General features: G+C 42.0%; 20 protein-coding genes. 17 read left to right on the plus strand and 3 right to left on the minus strand.

Annotated elements, in window-relative coordinates; all coding sequences use genetic code 11:
• Positions 1-5 precede the first annotated feature (5 nt).
• The 6 genes from rpmA to rsfS all read left to right on the plus strand — a co-directional run bounded on the left by rpmA (position 6) and on the right by rsfS (position 3,583).
• Complete coding sequence (rpmA, locus tag ACTNDQ_RS04540) at positions 6-293, plus strand: 50S ribosomal protein L27 (protein WP_015525168.1); 288 nt, start codon at positions 6-8, stop codon at positions 291-293.
• A 64-nt stretch (positions 294-357) separates the two neighbouring features.
• Positions 358-1,650, plus strand: a complete 1,293-nt coding sequence (gene obgE / locus ACTNDQ_RS04545) for a GTPase ObgE (RefSeq protein WP_114001606.1) — start codon at positions 358-360, stop codon at positions 1,648-1,650.
• Between the two features lie 11 nt (positions 1,651-1,661).
• A complete protein-coding gene (yhbY, locus tag ACTNDQ_RS04550; protein WP_021978046.1) occupies positions 1,662-1,952 on the plus strand; it encodes a ribosome assembly RNA-binding protein YhbY in 291 nt (96 codons plus the stop codon).
• 16 nt (positions 1,953-1,968) lie between these two features.
• Positions 1,969-2,610, plus strand: coding sequence for a nicotinate-nucleotide adenylyltransferase (gene nadD / locus ACTNDQ_RS04555; protein WP_144094356.1), 642 nt, complete (start codon positions 1,969-1,971; stop codon positions 2,608-2,610).
• Entirely contained in the window at positions 2,597-3,211 is a 615-nt protein-coding gene (gene yqeK, locus ACTNDQ_RS04560; protein ID WP_015525164.1) for a bis(5'-nucleosyl)-tetraphosphatase (symmetrical) YqeK, read from the plus strand. The genes nadD and yqeK overlap by 14 nt, the downstream gene beginning before the upstream one ends.
• Before the next feature lie 6 nt (positions 3,212-3,217).
• The gene (gene rsfS / locus ACTNDQ_RS04565; protein WP_015525163.1) at positions 3,218-3,583 is read left to right on the plus strand and encodes a ribosome silencing factor; all 366 of its coding nucleotides are present in this window, start codon (positions 3,218-3,220) and stop codon (positions 3,581-3,583) included.
• Between the two features lie 175 nt (positions 3,584-3,758).
• On the opposite strand, the gene lexA is transcribed toward rsfS, so the two are convergent.
• Positions 3,759-4,379 (minus strand): transcriptional repressor LexA, encoded by a 621-nt coding sequence (gene lexA, locus ACTNDQ_RS04570; RefSeq protein WP_441063909.1) that lies wholly within the window; start codon positions 4,377-4,379, stop codon positions 3,759-3,761.
• Positions 4,380-4,593: 214 nt separating this feature from the next.
• On the opposite strand from lexA, the gene ACTNDQ_RS04575 reads away from it, so the two are divergent.
• The 11 genes from ACTNDQ_RS04575 to ACTNDQ_RS04625 all read left to right on the plus strand — a co-directional run bounded on the left by ACTNDQ_RS04575 (position 4,594) and on the right by ACTNDQ_RS04625 (position 14,861).
• A complete protein-coding gene (locus ACTNDQ_RS04575; protein ID WP_278796591.1) occupies positions 4,594-6,036 on the plus strand; it encodes an HlyD family efflux transporter periplasmic adaptor subunit in 1,443 nt (480 codons plus the stop codon).
• Positions 6,037-6,055: 19 nt separating this feature from the next.
• A complete protein-coding gene (locus ACTNDQ_RS04580; protein WP_059085868.1) occupies positions 6,056-6,748 on the plus strand; it encodes a YggS family pyridoxal phosphate-dependent enzyme in 693 nt (230 codons plus the stop codon).
• A gap of 24 nt (positions 6,749-6,772) precedes the next feature.
• The gene (locus tag ACTNDQ_RS04585; RefSeq protein WP_021652063.1) at positions 6,773-7,426 is read left to right on the plus strand and encodes a cell division protein SepF; all 654 of its coding nucleotides are present in this window, start codon (positions 6,773-6,775) and stop codon (positions 7,424-7,426) included.
• 4 nt (positions 7,427-7,430) lie between these two features.
• Positions 7,431-8,183 (plus strand): RNA-binding protein, encoded by a 753-nt coding sequence (locus ACTNDQ_RS04590; RefSeq protein ID WP_441063912.1) that lies wholly within the window; start codon positions 7,431-7,433, stop codon positions 8,181-8,183.
• A 20-nt stretch (positions 8,184-8,203) separates the two neighbouring features.
• The gene (gene aroB / locus ACTNDQ_RS04595) at positions 8,204-9,295 is read left to right on the plus strand and encodes a 3-dehydroquinate synthase (protein ID WP_278796592.1); all 1,092 of its coding nucleotides are present in this window, start codon (positions 8,204-8,206) and stop codon (positions 9,293-9,295) included.
• A gap of 62 nt (positions 9,296-9,357) precedes the next feature.
• Positions 9,358-9,828, plus strand: a complete 471-nt coding sequence (gene lspA / locus ACTNDQ_RS04600; protein WP_242872557.1) for a signal peptidase II — start codon at positions 9,358-9,360, stop codon at positions 9,826-9,828.
• 47 nt (positions 9,829-9,875) lie between these two features.
• Positions 9,876-10,790 (plus strand): RluA family pseudouridine synthase, encoded by a 915-nt coding sequence (locus tag ACTNDQ_RS04605; protein WP_015525156.1) that lies wholly within the window; start codon positions 9,876-9,878, stop codon positions 10,788-10,790.
• Positions 10,791-10,892: 102 nt separating this feature from the next.
• Entirely contained in the window at positions 10,893-11,534 is a 642-nt protein-coding gene (locus ACTNDQ_RS04610; protein WP_022427272.1) for an AAA family ATPase, read from the plus strand.
• Between the two features lie 171 nt (positions 11,535-11,705).
• Positions 11,706-13,130, plus strand: a complete 1,425-nt coding sequence (locus ACTNDQ_RS04615) for an AI-2E family transporter (protein WP_279199810.1) — start codon at positions 11,706-11,708, stop codon at positions 13,128-13,130.
• Positions 13,127-13,576, plus strand: coding sequence for a D-aminoacyl-tRNA deacylase (dtd, locus tag ACTNDQ_RS04620; protein ID WP_015525153.1), 450 nt, complete (start codon positions 13,127-13,129; stop codon positions 13,574-13,576). Before ACTNDQ_RS04615 ends, dtd begins: the two co-directional genes overlap by 4 nt.
• Positions 13,577-13,799: 223 nt before the next feature.
• Complete coding sequence (locus ACTNDQ_RS04625; protein ID WP_278796595.1) at positions 13,800-14,861, plus strand: tyrosine-type recombinase/integrase; 1,062 nt, start codon at positions 13,800-13,802, stop codon at positions 14,859-14,861.
• Positions 14,862-15,053: 192 nt separating this feature from the next.
• Here the strand turns inward: ACTNDQ_RS04625 and ACTNDQ_RS04630 are convergent, their stop codons facing one another.
• Both ACTNDQ_RS04630 and rhaD read right to left on the minus strand, forming a co-directional pair.
• Positions 15,054-15,311: a hypothetical protein gene (locus tag ACTNDQ_RS04630; RefSeq protein ID WP_015525151.1), complete on the minus strand. Its 258-nt coding sequence runs from the start codon at positions 15,309-15,311 to the stop codon at positions 15,054-15,056.
• Between the two features lie 159 nt (positions 15,312-15,470).
• Positions 15,471-16,301, minus strand: coding sequence for a rhamnulose-1-phosphate aldolase (rhaD, locus tag ACTNDQ_RS04635; protein ID WP_278796596.1), 831 nt, complete (start codon positions 16,299-16,301; stop codon positions 15,471-15,473).
• Positions 16,302-16,427 lie beyond the last annotated feature (126 nt).

The raw sequence follows: 16,427 nt of genomic DNA on the forward strand, positions 1-16,427 counted from the left end.
CAACAATGATGAAGATGAACCTTCAGTTATTCGCACATAAAAAGGGAGTTGGTTCTACAAAGAACGGTCGTGATTCCGAGTCTAAGAGATTAGGTGCGAAAAGAGCAGACGGACAGTTTGTAAAAGCCGGAAACATTCTTTACAGACAGCGCGGAACCAAGATTCACCCAGGTGAAAACGTAGGCTGCGGTAAAGATTATACTTTATTTGCACTTACAGACGGAGTCGTAAGATTCACAAGAAAAGGTCGCGATAAGAAACAGGTTTCTATCGTTCCTGTAGACGCAGAGTAATGAAATAGGTAAAAGGCTTCAAATCGATCCGGTTTGGAGCCTTTTTTTGGAATAGAGGTGTAATATGTTTGCAGATAGAGCAAGGATCATTATCCGCTCCGGTAAAGGCGGCGACGGACATGTAAGCTTCCGACGTGAGCTGTATGTACCCAATGGCGGGCCGGATGGCGGCGATGGTGGCCGTGGTGGTGATGTGATTTTTGAGATCGACGAGGGCCAGAATACTCTCGGAGACTACAGACACAGAAGAAAATATAAAGCTGAGGATGGCCAGGAAGGCGGTAAAAAACGCTGCCATGGTGCAGACGGTAAGGATGTGGTCCTGAAGGTTCCGGAAGGTACGGTGATCATGGATGCGGAATCCGGCAAGGTCATCGCGGATATGTCCGGTGAGAATCGCAGACAGATCGTATTAAAAGGCGGTCGTGGTGGAAAAGGCAATCAGCACTATGCAACAGCTACCATGCAGGTACCGAAATATGCCCAGCCTGGACAGCCGGCTCAGGAACTTGAGGTTCTCCTTGAGCTTAAAGTGATCGCAGATGTTGGTCTGGTAGGATTTCCGAATGTTGGTAAATCTACTTTTCTTTCCCGTGTGACAAATGCACAGCCGAAGATCGCCAACTATCATTTTACAACGTTGAGCCCTAATCTTGGAGTTGTAGATACTGATAACGGCGGCTTTGTTATCGCTGATATCCCGGGACTGATCGAAGGTGCATCGGAAGGTGTGGGACTTGGACATGAATTCCTCCGTCATATTGAGCGTACACGAGTTATCATCCACATTGTAGATGCCGCTTCCGTAGAAGGTCGTGATCCAGTGGAGGATATTCACAAGATCAATAAAGAACTGGAGGCCTACAATCCGGAAATTGCAGCAAGACCGCAGGTGATCGCAGCCAACAAGATTGACTGTATTTTTGATGATGGCGAAGAAAGCCCTATTGATCAACTGAAAGCAGAATTTGAGCCACAGGGTATTTCGGTTTATCCAATCTCAGCCGTTACCGGGCAGGGTGTCAGAGAACTCCTTTTCCATGTGAAAGAGCTTCTGGATAAGAGCCCGATGAAACCGGTAGTGTTTGAACAGGAATTCTTCCCGGAAGATGTTCTTGTAAATGAAAATCTTCCGTTTACTGTGGAGCGCAGCGAGGAAGATCCGGAAGTATTCCTTGTGGAAGGTCCTAAGATTGAAAAAATGCTTGGCTATACAAATCTGGATTCTGAGAAGGGATTTGCCTTCTTCCAGAAATTCCTGAAAGAGGGCGGTATCCTGGAGGAACTGGAAAAAGCCGGTATCCAGGAAGGCGATACGGTTCGTATGTATGGCTTTGATTTTGATTATTATAAATAAGAGGTATGACAATGACAAGTAAGCAGAGAGCATATTTAAAAGGCCTTGCCATGACAATGGATCCGATCCTTCAGCTTGGCAAGGGTGGTCTTACTCCTGAAAATACCGCTGCTGTTGAGGAAGCTCTTGCAGCAAGAGAGCTGATCAAGATCAGCGTTCTTCAGAACTGTCTGGAGGATCCACGTGAAATGGCACAGGTTCTTGCAGAGAGAACAAGATCTCAGGTAGTACAGGTGATCGGTAAAAAGATCGTTCTCTACAGAGAAGGTAAAAAGGACAAGAAAAAAATCATTCTTCCGTAATTTCGGGAGGTTATAAATGAGCAAAGCAACAAAAAAAATAGGAATCATGGGTGGTACTTTTGATCCCATTCATATGGGGCATTTGATCCTGGGAGAAAAAGCCTATGAACAGCTTGAGCTTGATAAAGTTTTGTTCATGCCCTGCGGAAATCCACCTCATAAACGGAACCGTAAGGGCAGAGCGACTGATGAACAGCGTGCGGAAATGGTGCGTCTTGCCATAGAGGATAATCCTCACTTTGAGCTGTCTCTGATCGAGATGCATGAGGAAGGCTATACGTATACTTACCGGACTCTGGAACAGCTGAATAAAGCGAATCCGGACACAGAGTATTATTTTATCATCGGTGCAGATTCGCTTTTTAATTTTGATACCTGGATGGAACCGGAACGCATTTGTCAGGAAGCAGTACTGGTAGTGGCAACCAGAGATCATACTCCATTGAAGGAACTTGATCAGCAGATGCAACTTCTGTCACAGAAGTATAACGGGAATTTTATTCGACTGGATACCATGAATATTGATGTTTCCAGTGAGCTGCTCCGTTCCTGGCATGAAAGCGGGCAGAGTCTCCGCTATTATGTTCCCCAGCCTGTGATTTCCTATATTGAGAAAAACGATATCTATAAAGGAAATGATTCAGATGGGAAAATATGATTTTATCAAGATAAAAAAGAAACTTTCCAAATATCTGGATGAGGCCAGATTTGAGCATACAATGGGGGTTATGTACACTTGTGCTGCGCTTGCCATGGTTTATGATTATGATCTGGAGGATGCACAGGCTGCAGGACTTCTTCATGACAGTGCAAAGTGTATTCCTAATAAAAAGAAACTGAAGCTGTGCAGCCAGCATGATATTCCGGTATCAGATTTTGAAAAGGATCATCCGTTTCTTCTTCATGCCAAACTGGGGGCTTATGTGGCCAGCAGTAAATATGATATTAAAGACGAAGAGATCCTGACAGCGATCACTTATCATACAACAGGAAGACCGGGAATGAGCCTTCTTGAGAAGATCGTATATATTTCAGACTATATTGAACCAATGCGTGACAAAGCTCCGAATCTTGCGAAGGTGCGAAAGATTGCTTTTGAAGATCTGGATGAGTGTATGTATGAGATTTTAAAGGATACACTGGAATATCTGGAGGAAAATCCCAAGGAAATTGACAGTACGACCAGGGATGCTTATGTTTATTATAAAGAACTCCATGACAGAAAAATGCAGGATGCAGCCAACAGACAGGAGGATTAAAATTCTATGAGTATCGAAAAAGAGATGGTCCGGATCGCCTGCAAGGCACTGGATGATAAAAAAGCAAAGGATATCAAGATCATTGATATCCATGAGGTTTCCGTGATCGCAGATTATTTTGTGATCGCAAGTGCTTCCAACCAGAATCAGGTACAGGCAATGGTTGACAATGCAGATGAAATGCTTGGCCGTGCCGGATATGAAGCAAAACAGATCGAGGGAACCAGAAACTCCAGCTGGGTCCTCATGGATTACGGTGACATGATCATCCATATCTTTGATGAGGAGAACAGACTTTTCTACGATCTTGAGAGGATTTGGAGAGACGGCAAGATTCTTGATGCGGAAGAATTTCTTGGTGAGAATGAGTAAAATTTGTTATATTGGTTTACTGTAAAAATATTATGTGAACTAAATAAGAAGAAATCAAAAAGCAGAAGTTTTCTGCTGAAAAAGAAAAGAGAGATATCTTTGTGGGGCTGTACAGCTACCTTAAAGATATCTCTCTTTTTAGATCACATTATATTGGGATCTGTTGTTTATATTTTCATGAAAAAAAACGAAATACACCAAATACTTTGCCGAGGATCTGCAGATTACCGGTGATGATGATCGGTTCCATATTGTCGTTCTCCGGCTGAAGTCGATAATAACCATTTTCTTTGTAGAAAGTCTTAACTGTTGCAGAATCATCGATCAGAGCAACTACCATGTCGCCGTTTTCTGCTGTTGCCTGCTGCTTTACAAGAACCTGATCTCCATCAAAAATACCTGCATTGATCATACTGTCGCCTTTGACAGTCAGCATGAAACTTTGTTCATTGGGCATATATTCAGCCGGGATCGGAAAGTAAGCATCGATATTTTCAACTGCCAGGATCGGCTGTCCGGCAGCAACAGTGCCTACAAGAGGAACATTAATAACCTCGCGGCGGACCAGATTGAAATTATCATCAATGATCTCGATCGCACGGGGTTTGGTGGCATCTCTGCGGATATATCCGTTTTTTTCCAGAGCTTCCAGATGGGAGTGAACGGAAGATGTGGATTTCAGGTTTACTGCTTCACAGATTTCACGGACGGAGGGCGGAAAACCTCTGTTAAGGATCTCATTTTTCATATAATCCAGTATTTCCTGCTGCTTTTTACTGATTCTGCCATATGTCATGTGTACTTACCTCCCTGGGTTGATTTTATCTGCTGTCGACCATAATATGACAGCATCACGAAATTATATTTTGAATAGTATAACATACTTTTGAAAAAATGGCAAACGGATATTCGGAAAATATGTTCGCACGTTTTAAAGCTTGTATTCATTTAAATAAAATGTTACAATAAAACGAACTTTAAGAGATGAACGATGTAAAGGAGGCATTCATTTGCCGGATAATAAAGTACATTCCGGAAAAACTCCGGGATTCTTAGCAAAGCTTCGTAAAATTTTTGGTCTGAACATTGGAACTGTAATGTTCGGAGCAATTTTTATCTATATGATCTTTAGTGTGATTCTTTATCTTACAGCTTCTCATATGGAATCTTATCAGGTTCCCTCCGGTCCGTTATCCATGAATGAGACATACACAGGGCTGGCGATCATGACAGAGAACGTAGTGCAGGCAGATGCGGGCGGTTACGTTACATATTACGCAAGGGAAGGTACCAAGATCAATGCCAACGGTGCTGTCTACAGCCTGAACAGTTCAAGATCTGCAGACAATGTAACCTCTCTGAGCAGAGAGGATCTGGCGGATATACGCAGTAATATGCAAAGCTTTTCCAAAGGATTTGATCCCAGCAAATTCAACAGTGCCTATAGTTTTAAATATCAGCTCAATGGAAGCATCCTTCAGTATGCTTCAGACAGTTCGGGAGCTTCTTCTGCAAGCACGACGTCTGAAGATGGAGAGGAAGCCACAGTTACAACAATAGTTTCCAGTGATCCGAATATCCGCCGCGCGCAGACAGACGGGATCATCCTGTATTCTACAGATGGCTACGAAACCAAAACCGTTGATAATGTCACAGCTGCTGATTTTGATCAGAATTCCTATCAGGAAACGGATCTGAAAACAGATGGACAGATAAAGGCCGGAGATGATATTTATACGATCATTACAGATGAACGCTGGAGTCTTTTGATTCCTTTAAGTGAGAAGCAGGCTGCTAATCTGAAGGAGCGTACATCGATCCGTGTCAAGTTCCTGAAAGATGATCTGACGCAGACAGGAGACTTTTCGATCATGGAGATCGATGGGGCTAAATACGGTAAGATTGATTTTAATAAGGGACTGATTCGATATGCGTCAGACCGGTTTCTGGAAATAGAACTTGTCACGAACAATGTGACAGGTTTAAAGATCCCGTTATCTTCTATCGTAACGAAGGAGTTTTATGCAATACCTTCCAAATATCTTACGACGGATGATGAAACACAGCAATCCGGATTTATGCTTTCCGGCAGAAATAAAAAAGGCGACAGTACGACAACCTTTGTCAGTGCCGGTATCTATGGCCGTGATGAGATCACAGACAAAGAAACACAGGAAACAAGCTATATTTATTACGTAGACAAGAATAAATTTAAAGAAGGCGATGCTCTTGTTGAGCCGGATAGTGGAGAGAAGTTTATCATCGGAGATACAGAAGTTCTGGAGGGAGTTTTCTGTGTCAATCAGGGATATGCGGTATTTCGCCGGATCGAGATCCTGGATGAAAATGAGGAATATGCGGTTGTATCAAAGGAAACCTATAATGGGCTTGTCCGATATGACCGTATTGTGAAAAATGCAGATAAAGTAAGTGAACAGGATATACTTTACTAATTAAAGGAGGATTTATATCATGGTAGCGGAAAATTTGGCACAGGTGCAGAAAAATATTAATGAATCCTGCAATAAAATTAACAGAGATCCGAATGAAGTCACACTGATCGCAGTAAGCAAAACCAAACCGGTGGAGATGCTGAAGGAGGCTTATGATGCCGGAGCACGTGTCTTTGGAGAGAACAAAGTGCAGGAGATCGTGGATAAATATGATCAGATGCCTTCAGATGTCAAATGGCATATGATCGGACATCTTCAGCGTAATAAAGTAAAATATATTGTGGATAAAGTTGCAATGATCCATTCTGTAGATTCGCTTCGCCTGGCCGAGACGATTGAAAAAGAAGCAGCGAAAAAAGCGGTTATTGTTCCGATCCTTATAGAAGTAAATGTAGCGCAGGAAGAAAGTAAATTTGGTTTGAAACCGGAAGAAGTTTTACCGCTTATAGAACAGATCTCAGATTTTTCACACATTCAGATAAAGGGGCTCATGACAATTGCTCCCTATGTTGATAATGCAGAGGAAAATCGCGAAATTTTCCGTGAACTTAAGAAATTAAGTGTTGACATTGCTGCTAAAAACATTAATAATGTTACTATGAGTGTTCTGAGTATGGGAATGACCGGAGATTACATGGTTGCCGTGCAGGAGGGCGCTACGATGGTGCGTGTAGGCACTGGTATTTTTGGTGCAAGAAATTACGCATTATAAGACTAATAAGATTGGAGATTTAAAATGGGCGTTTTAGACAAGTTTTTAGATGCCATCAAACTGAACGACGATTATGACGATGACGAATTGTTAGATGATAGCCTTCTTGAGGATGAGGACGATTATGACGACGATTTCCTCGATGAAGATGATGATATGGAAGAGAAACCAAAGAAGAAATTTTTTGAGAAATTTTCCAAGAAAAAAAATGACGAGGAAGAGGATTTTCTGGAGGATGAGCCGGAAGATGAAACGGTTAAGGCACCTGTTGCCAAGTCATCTGCAAAGACAGCTGCAGCCAAGGCCCCGGCAAGGCAGGAACGTATTTCCAGACCGGCACCTTCTTCCAAGATTACCCCAATGCGTACAAGCAAGCGTTCTTCCCAGGCTGCAAATATGGAAGTTTGTGTGATCAAGCCTACAACCATGGAGGAAGCAAGAGAAATTGCGGATACACTGGTCGATAATTCTACCGTGATCCTGAATCTTGAAGGAATCGATGTGGAGCTTGCACAGAGGATCATCGATTTTACTTCCGGTGCATGTTATTCACTTGGAGGAAGCCTTCAGCAGGTATCCAGCTATATTTTTGTACTTGGACCATATAATGTAGATATTACAGGTGATCTTCAGAATATCCTTGGCGGTTCTGTGCCGTCTGTTAGAGTGGGTTATTAACCTCATGGATAAAGAAGAACTTTTTGTTAAGAGAATCCGTGAACTGGCAAATCTGGCCTATCAGAGAGATATTACCACATTTACGGATTTTCTTAATTTAAATGAACGGAATATTTTAAACAGTCAGAATTTTCATAAGCTGGGTGTTACAGCGGAAGGTTTTGGCGGATATGAGAATGCAGAGCGTCAGATGGTAGCCTTTCACCCTGATGCTCTTGCTTTTACATGGGATTATCCCATTGATTGTATCCGGCTTGAGCCAAAAGCAGTGAAATTTTCAGAAGATCTGACACATCGAGATTATTTGGGAGCGATCCTGAATCTTGGGGTTGACAGGAGTGTTGTTGGGGATATTCTTATAGAAGATCATACTGCGAGCTTTTTCTGTCTGCGTCAGATGACAGATTTTTTTCTGGAGAATCTGTGTCGTGTAAGACATACCACAGTTATGGCGTCGAAGATAGAAGATCCGGGTGATCTTCCGAGGCCGGAACTGAAACCAGTTAGTGGAACCTGTGCGTCCGTACGCCTGGATTCTCTGATCGCACTGGCTTTTGGGACTTCCAGAAGCAGTATTGTGCATTGTATTGAAGAAGGGCTTGTTTTTGTAAATGGAAAACTGATCACATCCAATGGTTATGAGCCCAAAGAGGGAGACATCATATCCGTTCGGAAAAAGGGACGTTTTATTTATGATGGAGTATCCCGTCAGACAAAAAAAGGACGTCTTGGGGTACGGATTCTGCTTTATATCTGAACAGCTAGGAGGAAAACGCAATGAAAGCATCAAAATTACTTGTAAAACGAGAAGGTGATTTTCATTATCCCATCTGTTTTGAAGAAGATTTTTCTAATCTGGCACAGGTTATGAAGGAAGAAGGACTTGTTGACAGAAAAATCTGCATTGTAACAGATTCTAATGTGGGACCACTGTATGAAGAATCTGTAAAACAGGTTTTAAGTGAGGTAAGTTCCGATATTTCTGTGTTCACCTTTGAGGCAGGAGAAAAAAACAAAAACCTTAATACCGTTTCGGCATTGTATCAGGCCCTGATCCAAAATGGTCTTGACCGAAAAAGTCTGCTTGTTGCATTAGGCGGTGGTGTGGTAGGCGACCTTACCGGATTTGGCGCGGCAACTTATCTCAGGGGGATTGACTTCATTCAGGTACCGACAACACTGCTTGCACAGGTAGACAGCAGCGTTGGCGGAAAAACCGGCGTAGATTTTCAGCAGTACAAAAACATGGTAGGAGCTTTTCACCAGCCACGTCTTGTATATATGAATCTAAGCACTCTTTCTTCGCTTCCGGCAGAACAGTTTGCCTGCGGAATGGGTGAGATCTTAAAAACAGGATTGATCTGTGATGGAGATTTTTTCCGCTATGTATGCTGTGAGCAGAAAGAGATCAAAAAGCTGGATATGGAACAGATTGCCAGAATGGTACGCAGATGCTGTGAGATCAAAGCAGGCGTTGTGGAGCGTGATCCTAAGGAACAGGGAGAGCGTGCGCTTCTTAACCTGGGACATACTGTGGGGCATGCAGTAGAAAAACTTAAGAATTTCACCCTGCTCCACGGACAGTGTGTGGGAGTCGGACTGGTAGCAGCGGCATATCTTTCCATGAAACGAGGACTTCTGACCAAAGAAGAATATCAGGAAATCTGCCAGGGATGTTCGGATTACGATCTTCCGGTGCATGTAGATGGTCTTATCCCGGAAGAAGTTCTTTCCGCAACAAAGAAAGACAAAAAAATGGAACAGGGACATATCAGGTTTATCTTGATGGATGGTATCGGAAAAAGCTTTATCGACAAAACAGTTACCGATGAAGAAATGCTTTCCTGTATTCAGGAGATAACTCTATGATCAGTCGTGTTAACCATCATCAGAAAATGTCTTTTAGTAAGTGTATGTCGGGGGACATTTTTTTGCTGATCTTACTCGTGGCTGCGGATCAGGGAGCAAAATGGCTGTCATATCTGTATCTGAAAGGACAACCATCGGTTTCGCTGATTCCCGGTGTACTTGAACTTCATTATCTCTATCCGGAAAACAGGGGAATTGCGTTTGGAATGTTTCAGGGAAGTGTACTCTTTTTTGCCATTGTGAGTGTACTGTTTCTGGGAGTGATCCTCTATGCATGGATCCGTATTCCGAAAGAGCGGTTTTATCTGCCGTTGCTCACCATTGCTACAGTACTTGCAGCTGGTGCACTGGGAAATTTTATTGATCGTTTTTTCAGAGGGTATGTGATCGATTTTATCTATTTCTCCCTGATCGATTTTCCGGTATTTAATCTTGCGGATGTTTATGTGGTTGTAAGTGGAATTTTTCTGATCCTGTTTGTATGCACGAAATACAGAGATGATGATTTTGCGTTTCTGAATATCAAACAGTGATCCGGGCAGAGATATAATGCATTTGTCTGTTCTTGTAGGAGATATAAATGGAAATATATGATTATACAGTAGAAAAAGAAGAATCAGGTATACGAATCGACCGCTATCTTGCTGAGAAAGACAGCGGTCTTTCCAGGTCTTTCCTTCAGAAACTTCTGAAAGAAGGACAGATTACCGTGGGAGAGAAGGCTGCCAAATCTAATTATAAGGTCCGTGAAAATGACAGGATCCATCTGGAGATCCCGGATTCCAGTGAGCCGGATATCGTTCCGGAGGATATTCCGCTGGATATTCTTTACGAGGATGAAGATGTACTGATCGTTAATAAGCCCAAAGGGATGGTTGTACATCCTGCAGCCGGGCATTATCAGGGAACACTGGTCAATGCAGTTATGGCACATTGTGGTGACAGCCTTTCCGGTATTAACGGAGTGATGCGGCCTGGAATTGTCCACAGAATTGATAAGGATACCACCGGGGCACTGTTGGTATGCAAAAATGATATTGCTCACCGGGATCTGGCAGAACAGCTGAAATGTCACAGTATCCGCAGACGCTACCGGGCAGTTGTGCAGGGAAATCTGAAAGAGGATGAGGGAACAATAGAGGGACCTATTGGACGGCATCCGACAGATCGTAAAAAAATGGCTATCAATCATAAAAATGGTAAAGATGCAATAACACATTACAAAGTGCTGGAACGTTTTGGCGAGGCCACGTATGTGGAATGTCGTCTTGAAACAGGACGTACCCACCAGATCCGTGTGCACATGGCCAGTATCGGACATCCGCTTCTTGGGGACACGGTGTATGGTTCATCCAGAAATCCCTATCATCTGGAGGGACAGGCACTTCATGCAATGATCCTTGGATTTGTTCATCCACGTACCGGGGAATATATGGAATTTACAGCCCCACTTCCGGAATATTTTGTTAAATTGCTGACAAAATTGCGAAAATAGCTGGAAAACTTGTGGAATATAGTGTATAATAACTATATTAAAGAGGAAGCGGAGTTAATATTTGCAAATTCGCTGAATCTGAGCAGAAAGGATGTGGCTGTTATGAGTAACAATACAACAAGTTCTATTATTACTATCGGTCGTAAATATGGCAGCGCCGGAAGACAGATCGGCCAGGAAGTTGCTAAATATTTTGGAATCAAATGCTATGATAAAGAGCTGCTGGAGCACGCAGCCAATGACAGTGGGATCTGCAAGGAGCTGTTTGAGCATCATGATGAGAAGCCAACAAACAGTTTTCTTTATTCTCTTGTAATGGATACTTATTCATTTGGGTATTCCTCAGCCGGATTTACAGACATGCCTATGAACCATAAGATTTTTCTTGCACAGTTTGAGGCAATCAAGAAGTTGGCTTCAGAAGGTCCCTGTGTAATGGTCGGCAGATGTGCGGATTATGCACTTGCAGATAATCCGGATTGTTTCAGTGTATTTGTTCATGCAAACCTTGACTGGCGTATCAACCGTATTGCTCAGAAATACAATAAAAATGCCAAAGAGGCCAAGGATATGATCAACAAAACAGACAAAAGCCGTTCCAGCTACTATAATTATTATACCAACAAGAAATGGGGATCTGCGGACAGCTATAATCTTTGTCTGGATAGCAGCAAGCTTGGCATTGATGGAACTGCGAAGGCAATTATCGAAGCCATTCACATTTATGACAGCCTGAAAAAATAAACATCAGATTTTTAGGCACCCTGCCATTTTATGGCGGGGTGTTTTCTGCATCAGCGCGATACCCTGAAGTCGGAATTTATCTTTGCAGGTTATTGGAAAATAATGTTTATGTTTTTTTTTAGACACAAACCAGAGATGCTATGTTATAATCACCTGGTGGAGGAAATTACTATGAAAATTCGTTGGAACCATCGTTATGTGCAGTTAGGTGTGACTGCATTTCTGGTTATTGCTGCCAGTATTTTATTTTATTACGGGATTTTCCATATGAAATCTCTGATCACCGGAATTAAAACATTTTTCGGTATTATGGCGCCAATCATTTACGGAGCTGCCATAGCATATCTGCTAACCCCCATTGTTAATTTTCTGGAGCGGAAGATCATTTTTCCGATTTTTGAAAAAAGGAATAAAACACTTCAGAAAAAGGGGAGGAAAGTAGTACGCTGGATCTGTGTGATCCTTTCTGTATTTCTTATGTTTCTGGTCATTTATGCCCTTGTCATGATGATCCTTCCTCAATTGATTCGAAGCATCATGAATATTATCTACAGTTTTCCTCATTATGTAAGTGTAGTGGAAAACTGGTTAAATTCCGTCGTGGAAAAGGGATGGAAACTGAATCCGGATATGATCAGCCAGATCAATCAGTATTCCAGCAGATTACAGGAGTATCTGACAAATACGATCCTTCCCCAGATGCAGTTTATGATGAAAAATATATCCGCAAGCTTTCTGGATCTTCTTGTTTTTCTGAAGAATTTCCTTATTGGAGCGATCGTATCTCTTTATATACTGGCGGATAAAGAGGGATTTGTTGCCAAGGCAAAAATGGCTGTTTATGCAGTTCTTCCAACCAAATGGGCAACCTTTCTTGTTCATTCCATGCGTTTTACGCATAAAACCTTTGGTGGATTTATCAGCGGAAAGATCCTGGATTCCGCAATTATCGGTGTATTGTGTTATGTTGGAACATCGATCATCGGAACCCCATATGCGATTCTGGTCAGTGTGATCGTCGGTGTTACAAATGTTATTCCGTTTTTCGGGCCATATCTGGGAGCAGTTCCATGTATTCTTCTTATTTTGCTGGTAGATCCCATTCAGAGTTTGTATTTCCTGCTCTTTATTCTGATTCTTCAGCAGTTTGACGGAAATATCCTTGGACCAAAGATCCTGGGTGAGTCGACCGGACTGTCCAGCTTTATGGTTATTGTTGCAATCATGGTCGGTGGTGGTTTATTTGGAGTTCCGGGAATGATCGTTGGAGTTCCGGTATTTGCTGTGCTGAATGCTGCCGTATGGAAGCTGATCGGACGTAGTCTTGATGAAAAAGATATGTCTGCAGATGCTGAGTTTTATAGAGATATTGATTGTGTAGACCCCGTTTCCGGAAAGGTCCTGCCAATGCCGGTGAAAAAAAACGTATCAAAAGTACAGGAAGTAACAAAAGCGGAAAAAAACAGAATCTGGTCCGGGGCTTGGGATGAAATTAAACGAATGTTTACATTTTTAGTTAAATTTATTCAGGCGAAATATATAGGCTTTCGATTGAAGCAGAAAAACAGACGGAGACGGAGGAAGAACAGGTTATGAAATTTGTAATTCAGCGTGTAAATCATGCAGAAGTCAAAGTAGACGGAGAAATTGTCGGAAAAATCGGAAAAGGGTTTCTTGTTCTGATCGGCGTTGGCCGTGAGGACACCAAAGAGGATGCAGACTGGTATCTGAAAAAACTTTTGGGACTTCGTATTTTTGAGGATGAAAATGGAAAGACCAATTTGTCTCTGGCGGATGTAAACGGGGAATTGCTTTTGGTTTCACAGTTTACCTTATATGCAAACTGCCGTAAGGGAAACCGTCCAAGCTTTATAGAAGCCGGTGCACCGGATGAAGCAAATAAATTATATGAATATATTATTTCGGAAGCCAGTAAACAGGTTCCGGTTGTGGAACACGGAATTTTTGGTGCAGATATGAAAGTATCTTTGGAAAATGACGGACCGTTTACCGTTATTTTTGATGAAAACCTCAGAGGGTAACGACAAATAATAATAAAAAGTGCTTCCATAAGGAGGTACTTTATTTACTTGAAAATTTATCAAAAACAGGCAATTTTGCAGGAAGTAGCTGTTTATACTACCTATCTATTTGAAAAACTCGGGTTTGTCGTATAGATATAGATGAGTGTAAAACCACTTCTTTTAACAGGTGTTTCAGGTATTTCCTGCAAATTATGTAAAATTTATATATTAAGGAGTTTTTATGGATAACAAAATTACTTACCACGAACAAAATGACATTGACAATACTTTAAAACTCCGTGAGGTTTTAAAAACGCTTCCGCCATTTTGCAGGGATTATTTCCGGGCTATCGATGCAACGACTACAACCAAGACCAGAATTTCCTATGCATATGATATTCGTATATTTTTCCAGTTTTTACTGGAGCAAAATCCAATGTTCAAAGACAAAACCATGTCGGATTTCACAGTTGATGTTCTGGATCAGATCAAAGCTGTTGATCTTGAGGAATATGAAGAATTTCTCAAAGTTTATAAATCCGCCGACTCTTCCAAAACGGAAACAAATGGTGAACGTGGCGTCAAACGTAAAATTTCTGCTTTAAGAAGTTTTTATGCTTACTATTATAAACATGAAATGATCACCACCAACCCGTCTGTTCTGATCGATGTGCCCAAGATCCATGAAAAGAATATTATTCGTCTGGATACAGATGAGGTTGCCATGCTGCTGGATTATATTGAGCATTGCGGAGATACGCTGACCGGGCAGAAACGGATGTACCATGAAAAAACGAAGGACAGAGATCTTGCTATTGTTACTCTCCTTCTTGGTACCGGGATCCGAGTATCGGAATGTGTCGGACTGGATGTTGAGGATGTAGATTTCAAGAACAATGGAATCAAAGTTACCCGGAAAGGCGGAAATGAAATGGTTGTATACTTTGGTCCTGAAGTAGAAAAAGCGTTGAAGAAATATCTGGAAGTCAGGGAGAATATTACGCCTCTGGCAGGCCATGAGCACGCTCTCTTCTATTCTACCCAACGCCGCCGGATCGGTGTTCAGGCTATCGAGAATCTGGTTAAAAAATATGCCAGGGAGATCACAACTACAAAAAAGATCACCCCACATAAGCTTCGCAGCACCTATGGTACTGCCCTGTACCAGGAAACCGGTGATATTTACCTTGTAGCGGATGTTTTGGGTCATAAGGATGTCAATACTACCAAGAAGCATTATGCGGCTCTGGATGATGCCAGACGGCGTCAGGCGGCCAAGGCGGTACGTCTCCGCGAGGACTGAGATCTGGCATTGAGAAACAGCTTTTTGGTATAAAGCTATATAGTGAACCAGATGCTTTTATGTGCTTCCCTGTGTATGATATATAAAGATAGAAAGAAAGGGAGCTGATTTACATAATTATTATTACGTAAACTAACTCCCATTTTTGTATTAATTATATTCAATTTATATCCATACTCAAAACCGATAGTATTATTTGTCAAAATCTGTCTCGAATACACCCTCCGGAGTGCGCATGGTAAGAACACCCAGATTAAATTCACTGTCCATAATTGAGATATGATATTCAAAGATCACATCATCATCAAATTTGGAAAGCAGCACATAGCTTCCATTCTCTTTCCCATCGATCTGATCGCAGATGTCGTCGTAAACATCCTCTCCGGAAATCTTTCGCGGGTATCCGCTTGCCTTGATCTTCTCTTCGATCGCTTTATATAATTCTTCCATACCTTATCCATATCCTTTCTGAAATTAATTGGCTGATAAACCAGATATGTTTTTATCATACCAGATTTATCAGCAAAAATCAGCAAATATTTGGTTGTTTCTGATAAAGTTTCAGATAGGAGTACAGTTATATAATATAAAACTGTGTAGCCGAAGAATTTATTTTTTCTCGTAAAGGAATTCTTCCGGCAAAGTTACTTTGAAATCTTTTGCAAGAGCACGGAAGTCATTCGGTGTGATGGTCTGCAGTTTCTGCGGAGCCATGGATAAGATCTTAACCAGGATCTCTGCGGATTTTTCAACGGTATGAAGAAGTCCGAAGGTCAGGTCAAAATCCTCGCCTGAGCAGAACATACCATGATGCGCCCAGATAACCACATCATATTTTTTCATCAGTTCAGCGGTTTTGACAGCGATATCTCTTCCGCCTGGAACCATCCATCCGATAACTCCCACACCATCCGGAAATACTACCGGACACTCTGTTGCAGATTCCCAGAGTTCACGGGTGAATACTTTGTCATCCAGAGGAAGAACAAAGGTAAGTGCAATGGTATTGGTGGTATGTGCATGATAAATAACACGATGTCTTCCGTTGGTAAGTTTTTTCTTTACTTCATGGTTCATCAGATGAGTTGGAAGCTCACTGGTCGGACGACCGCCTTCCACAAGACCCCAGCGGATACGGTAGTTGGTTCCTGTCTCATCAAGCTCGATGATCGCAAGACATACTTCCGGGTCAACGATGATATTACGGAAGTATTTTCCGCTTCCTGTTACCAGAAAAAACTCTCCGGCAAGTCCCGGAACCTCAACACCGATAGGGGTCCATTCTCCTGGCGCGTTCAGTCGTGGACGGATCATCTCTACTTCTTCTGCTTTCAGACGATAACTTAAGTTTCCACCGTTTCTCTCGTGCCATCCCTGTTGATATCCATCGTCTGCCATTTTGATAAAGCCCTGTACGAATTTAGATTCAAGAATTTTCATAATATATTTCCTCCGTGTTTAAATGTGGTTTGTTGTTGCGTTTGCGATTGCTTCAATATGCTTTCTTGTTGTTTGTGACTTTATTATATGCCCGATTATGTGGATTTGTAAAGGGCTTTTTTGAAA

The organism is Blautia massiliensis (ex Liu et al. 2021) (genome assembly GCF_052064225.1).
GTDB lineage: Bacteria > Bacillota > Clostridia > Lachnospirales > Lachnospiraceae > Blautia_A > Blautia_A fusiformis.